The following is a 4,314-nucleotide window of genomic DNA, read 5'->3' as shown; positions in this document are numbered from 1 at the left end:
GCGGGAAGATGAAGAAGCCACCTTTCCAAACTCAAAAGGCGGAAGTTCTCTGTTTTGGGAGATACCCAATCCAGGATAGGGAGTGGCTGACACCAAAGGGGATCCCCCGGGGAACCTACGACATTTGGCGGATATCCCCAGAGATAACCTGGGCTTAACCTCGTTTTAACCAAAAACAACTGGCCTTTACGTTATAGTAGCTACGCGGACTGGCGAAGTCTTCAATGGAGCGTTCCCAAGGGAACCCTGCGTGCTCAAAGGGATCCTGGGATGTTGCGGTCGGTTGAAGGCTTGTTGAGGATCGCAGGGTTAGCTTGAGGGTTGCCTCCAAGCTTCCAGGCGGTAGTGGCATACCCAGCCCGACGAGTTTTGATTGGGTTGGGAAAGGTTCTCGAGTGAAGTAGCCTTTTTTAGATCTGGGCTAGGATTTTATCTTCATCTGGGAGAGGAGATCTGTATGGTGACGTTGCACCCCTTGGAGCGTCGTTCTTTCCTGAAGTTTTTGTCTGCCACTGTTGCCGGCTTTGCGGCCAGTCAGACGAATTGGCAGCGGGTGTTTGCTCAGCAGACCATCACCATCAATGGCGCTGGGGCGACCTTCCCGGCCCCCATCTATCAAACTTGGGCCCAGGAATTTGGCAAGAAAAACCCTAACATCCAGGTCAACTATCAGTCTGTAGGAAGCGGTGCGGGTCGTCGGCAGTTTGTAGCCCGCACGGTCGATTTCGGTGCCACTGACAGCGTGCCCCGTCCTGAAGAGATCAACCAAATTGAGAATGAGGCTAACCCTCCCAAAGGGATGGTTTCTGTACCCATGGTGGGCGGAGCGGTAGTTGCAGCGTACAACATTCCTGGGGTGGGCCCCGAAATCCGCCTTTCCCGCCTGGCACTGGTGAATATCTTCCTGGGCAAGATCAAGAACTGGAACGATCCCCTGCTGGCTGGCCTTAACCCAGGGGTGACTTTCCCGGATTTGCCGATTACCGTCGTGCATCGCTCTGATGGAAGTGGTACCACCGATATCTTCACCACTCACCTCAACGCTATTAGCCCAGAGTGGAAGCAAAAGGTGGGTCGCGGCTCTTCGGTAAACTGGCCAACCGGCGTAGGGGCGCGTGGGAACGAAGGGGTTTCCGAGCAGATCAAGCAAATTTCTGGCTCGATTGGCTACGTGGAATTCGGCTTTGCCAAGCTCAACAACTTGAACATTGCCCGCTTGGAAAACCGGACAGGCAAGTTTGTAACTCCCAACGTCGAGACGGAGAAAGCGGCGCTGGCCAGAATTCAGCTCGACGAGCGTTTGCTGGGGGTCGATCCGGATCCTAGTGGGGAAGACTCTTACCCTATTGTGGGCTACACCTGGATCCTTGCCTACAAGGTTTACCCCAAAGCCGAGACTTCCAAGGCCGTTAAAGAGTTTCTCCGCTACGGCCTCACTGAGGGGCAGGCTTTCGCTGAGCAGTTGGGATATGTCCCTCTCCCGGAAGAAACGCGGCAAAAAGCTCTGGCTGCCGTGGAAAGCATCACTCCGTAGAAGTTTGTACCCCCTACCCAGCAGATGACCACTACCTTTTCCGCAGAGAGCAGTTCTCTATTTCGGCCCCGGCCCGTCTTCCAGCGTTGGCGCGACTGGCTGTTCATCTGGGCAACGCGGATCGCCGTCTTTTTCTCGGCTTTCCTACTATTGTGGATTGCCCTGGAGATTGGGATTCAGTCGATACCCGCCATTCGGAAGTTCGGGCTGGGCTTTTTCTGGGGCACTACCTGGGATCCTGTTGTGAACAACTACGGTGCTTGGCCCCAGATCTACGGCACCCTGGTGACTTCTCTGATTGCTCTGATCGTGGGCGTTCCCTTAAGCTTCGGCATCTCCATCTTTTTGAGCGAGGACTTTTTGCCTAAGTCCTTGCGCACGGCCTTGATCATTGTGGTGGAGCTGCTGGCAGCCATTCCCAGTGTGGTCTACGGCATTTGGGGGTTGTTTATCTTCATCCCCTTCTTTCGCCCTATACAGATGTTCTTGTTCCAGCACTTCAACTGGCTGACCATTTTCAGCACACCACCAATAGGGCCTGGGATGCTGACAGCGGGGGTTGTCTTGGGGATCATGATCATCCCCATCATTACTGCCATCGCCAGGGAAGTGCTGGTGTCCGTTCCGCCAGAGTTGCGGGCGGCTGCCTATGCGATGGGAGCCACTCGCTGGGAAGCCATCTTTGGTGTCGTGCTGCCGGCAGCAATTGGCGGCCTCCTGGGAGCGGTGGTTTTGGGTTTGGGACGCGCCCTAGGGGAGACGATGGCAGTAGCGATGCTGATTGGGAATGCCCGCGGCATTAGCATCTCGCTTCTGGCTCCTGCCAGCAACATCCCAGCCCTGTTGGCCAACGAGTTTGCGGAAGCAGGCCCTGAGCAGGTTGCAGCACTCATGTATGTGGCCTTGATTCTGTTAGCAATCACTCTGGTAGTTAACATTGCGGCGGAGCTGATGATACGCCGTGTCAAGTTTGCGCTAACAGCTTCGCGGGAGTAGAGGAACATGACGGCGCAAGTGCAGGCGATAGAGCAAGGCAATTTGTTTAAGCGCAGAGCAAAGCCCTGGCAGCGCATCTTCTTGGATGTAGGAATGACAGCGCTGACAGCCACCTCCAGCATCTTCGCCATTTTTGTGCTGGCTCTCATCCTCTACTACGTTTTCACCAGGGGCATCGAGCGCCTGAGCTGGCAGACGCTGACCCAGCTTCCCCCTCCTCCGGGCGATCAGGTGGGCGGATTTGGCAATGCAGTGCTGGGGACGATTATTGTGGTGTCGATTGCTATCTCCATCACATTCCCCATTGGTCTATTCGCAGCCATCTATCTCTCGGAGTTTGGCAAAAACAGCCCCACAGCCTCCTTTCTGCGCTTCATCATCAAGGTGTTGACGGGGGTTCCCTCCATCATTGCTGGGGTGTTTGCCTATGGGGTGCTGGTGCTTTCCACCAAAACCTTCTCGGCCCTTGCCGGCGGGATGGCTCTATCGGTGCTGACCCTGCCTATCATCATTTTGTCCTGTGAAGAGGCGCTGCGCCTGGTGCCAGCCGATACGCGGGCTGCTGCCTATGCGTTGGGGGCTTCGCGAGTGCAGACGGTGTTTCGCGTGGTGTTGCCAGCGGCTCTGCCGGTGATCCTGACGGGGGTGACGTTGGCCATTGCCCGCGCTGCTGGTGAGACGGCGCCCTTGATCTTCACGGCTTTGTTTAGCTTTCTCTGGCCCAGCGGTTTGTTGAAGCCAGTGGCCTCGCTGGCTGTGTTGATCTACAACTTTGCCCTTGTCCCCTTTGAAAACCAGCAGAAGCTTGCCTGGGGAGGGGCTTTGGCTCTGGTGATTTTGACCCTGATCACCACCGTCAGTTTCCGACTCCTTGTGAGTCGTCGCCAAGAAGCCATCACTATCTAAGCCTTGCAGCGACGTTATCTTTTTCAACACTCCTATGCGCTCTCCACTCTCTGACAAGTCGGGCTCTCCTGAGCAATCCACCCGGTTGGAGGTTGAACTAGAGACGCGGGATCTGAGCGTCTACTACGGCTCCCACCTGGCGGTTAAGCAGGTTTCCCTGAAGATCCCGAAAAATCACATCACAGCCTTCATTGGCCCCTCAGGTTGCGGCAAGAGCACTATTTTGCGCTGCTTCAACCGCATGAATGACTTAATCCCAGGGGCAAGGGTAGAAGGCTCCGTTATCTTCCACGGGAAAAACATCTACGACCCGGATGTGGATCCCTCTGAGGTGCGGCGGCGGGTTGGCCTAGTGTTTCAGAAGCCCAACCCCTTCCCCAAATCCATCTACGACAACATTGCCTTTGGGCCCCGGATTAATGGCTACCAGGGGGATCTGGACGAGCTCGTGGAGCGGGCACTGCGCCAGGCCGTTCTCTGGGATGAGGTGAAAGATAAGTTGAGGATGAGCGCCCTTTCCCTCTCCGGTGGACAACAGCAGCGCCTCTGCATTGCCCGCACCCTGGCCATTCAGCCGGAGGTAATTCTAATGGACGAGCCTTGCGCCTCGCTGGATCCTATTTCTACGCTGCGCATTGAGGAGCTGCTTAAGGAATTGGGCCGTCGCTACACGATCATCATCGTCACCCACAACATGCAGCAGGCAGCTCGCGTGTCCGACTTCACTGCCTTCTTCAACACTGAACTTGACGAGAGAGGGATCCGCTACGGACGAATGGTAGAGTTTGACCGCACCGAGAAGATCTTCAACTCTCCTGCCAACCGCGAGACGGAAGAGTATGTGAGCGGGCGCTTTGGCTAAGTCGCGGCTGACAGAA

4 protein-coding genes are annotated in these 4,314 nt (G+C 55.8%); all 4 read left to right on the top strand.

The annotated features are described in order from the left end of the window. Positions 1-457: 457 nt before the first annotated feature. From pstS to pstB, 4 genes are read left to right on the top strand one after another with little or no spacing between them, the layout of a single operon-like run. A complete protein-coding gene (gene pstS / locus NW809_RS11000) occupies positions 458-1,534 on the top strand; it encodes a phosphate ABC transporter substrate-binding protein PstS (RefSeq protein WP_414402139.1) in 1,077 nt (358 codons plus the stop codon). 24 nt (positions 1,535-1,558) lie between these two features. After that, positions 1,559-2,530, top strand: a complete 972-nt coding sequence (pstC, locus tag NW809_RS10995) for a phosphate ABC transporter permease subunit PstC (RefSeq protein WP_414402138.1) — start codon at positions 1,559-1,561, stop codon at positions 2,528-2,530. A 6-nt stretch (positions 2,531-2,536) separates the two neighbouring features. Next, positions 2,537-3,436 carry a phosphate ABC transporter permease PstA gene (gene pstA, locus NW809_RS10990; protein ID WP_414402137.1) on the top strand — a complete coding sequence of 300 codons (900 nt, stop codon included), beginning with the start codon at positions 2,537-2,539 and terminating at the stop codon, positions 3,434-3,436. Positions 3,437-3,470: 34 nt separating this feature from the next. Next, positions 3,471-4,298: a phosphate ABC transporter ATP-binding protein PstB gene (gene pstB / locus NW809_RS10985; protein WP_414346613.1), complete on the top strand. Its 828-nt coding sequence runs from the start codon at positions 3,471-3,473 to the stop codon at positions 4,296-4,298. Positions 4,299-4,314 lie beyond the last annotated feature (16 nt).

The sequence above is a fragment of the Synechococcus sp. WC101 genome, assembly GCF_047461555.1.
GTDB lineage: Bacteria > Cyanobacteriota > Cyanobacteriia > Thermostichales > Thermostichaceae > Thermostichus.
This window is presented reverse-complemented; position numbering and strand designations above follow the sequence as displayed.

Coding starts and splice junctions, on each gene's coding strand:
- pstB (WP_414346613.1), top strand. CDS start 3,471: ATGCGCTCTCCACTCTCTGACAAGTCGGGCTCTCCTGAGCAATCCACC.
- pstA (WP_414402137.1), top strand. CDS start 2,537: ATGACGGCGCAAGTGCAGGCGATAGAGCAAGGCAATTTGTTTAAGCGC.
- pstS (WP_414402139.1), top strand. CDS start 458: ATGGTGACGTTGCACCCCTTGGAGCGTCGTTCTTTCCTGAAGTTTTTG.
- pstC (WP_414402138.1), top strand. CDS start 1,559: ATGACCACTACCTTTTCCGCAGAGAGCAGTTCTCTATTTCGGCCCCGG.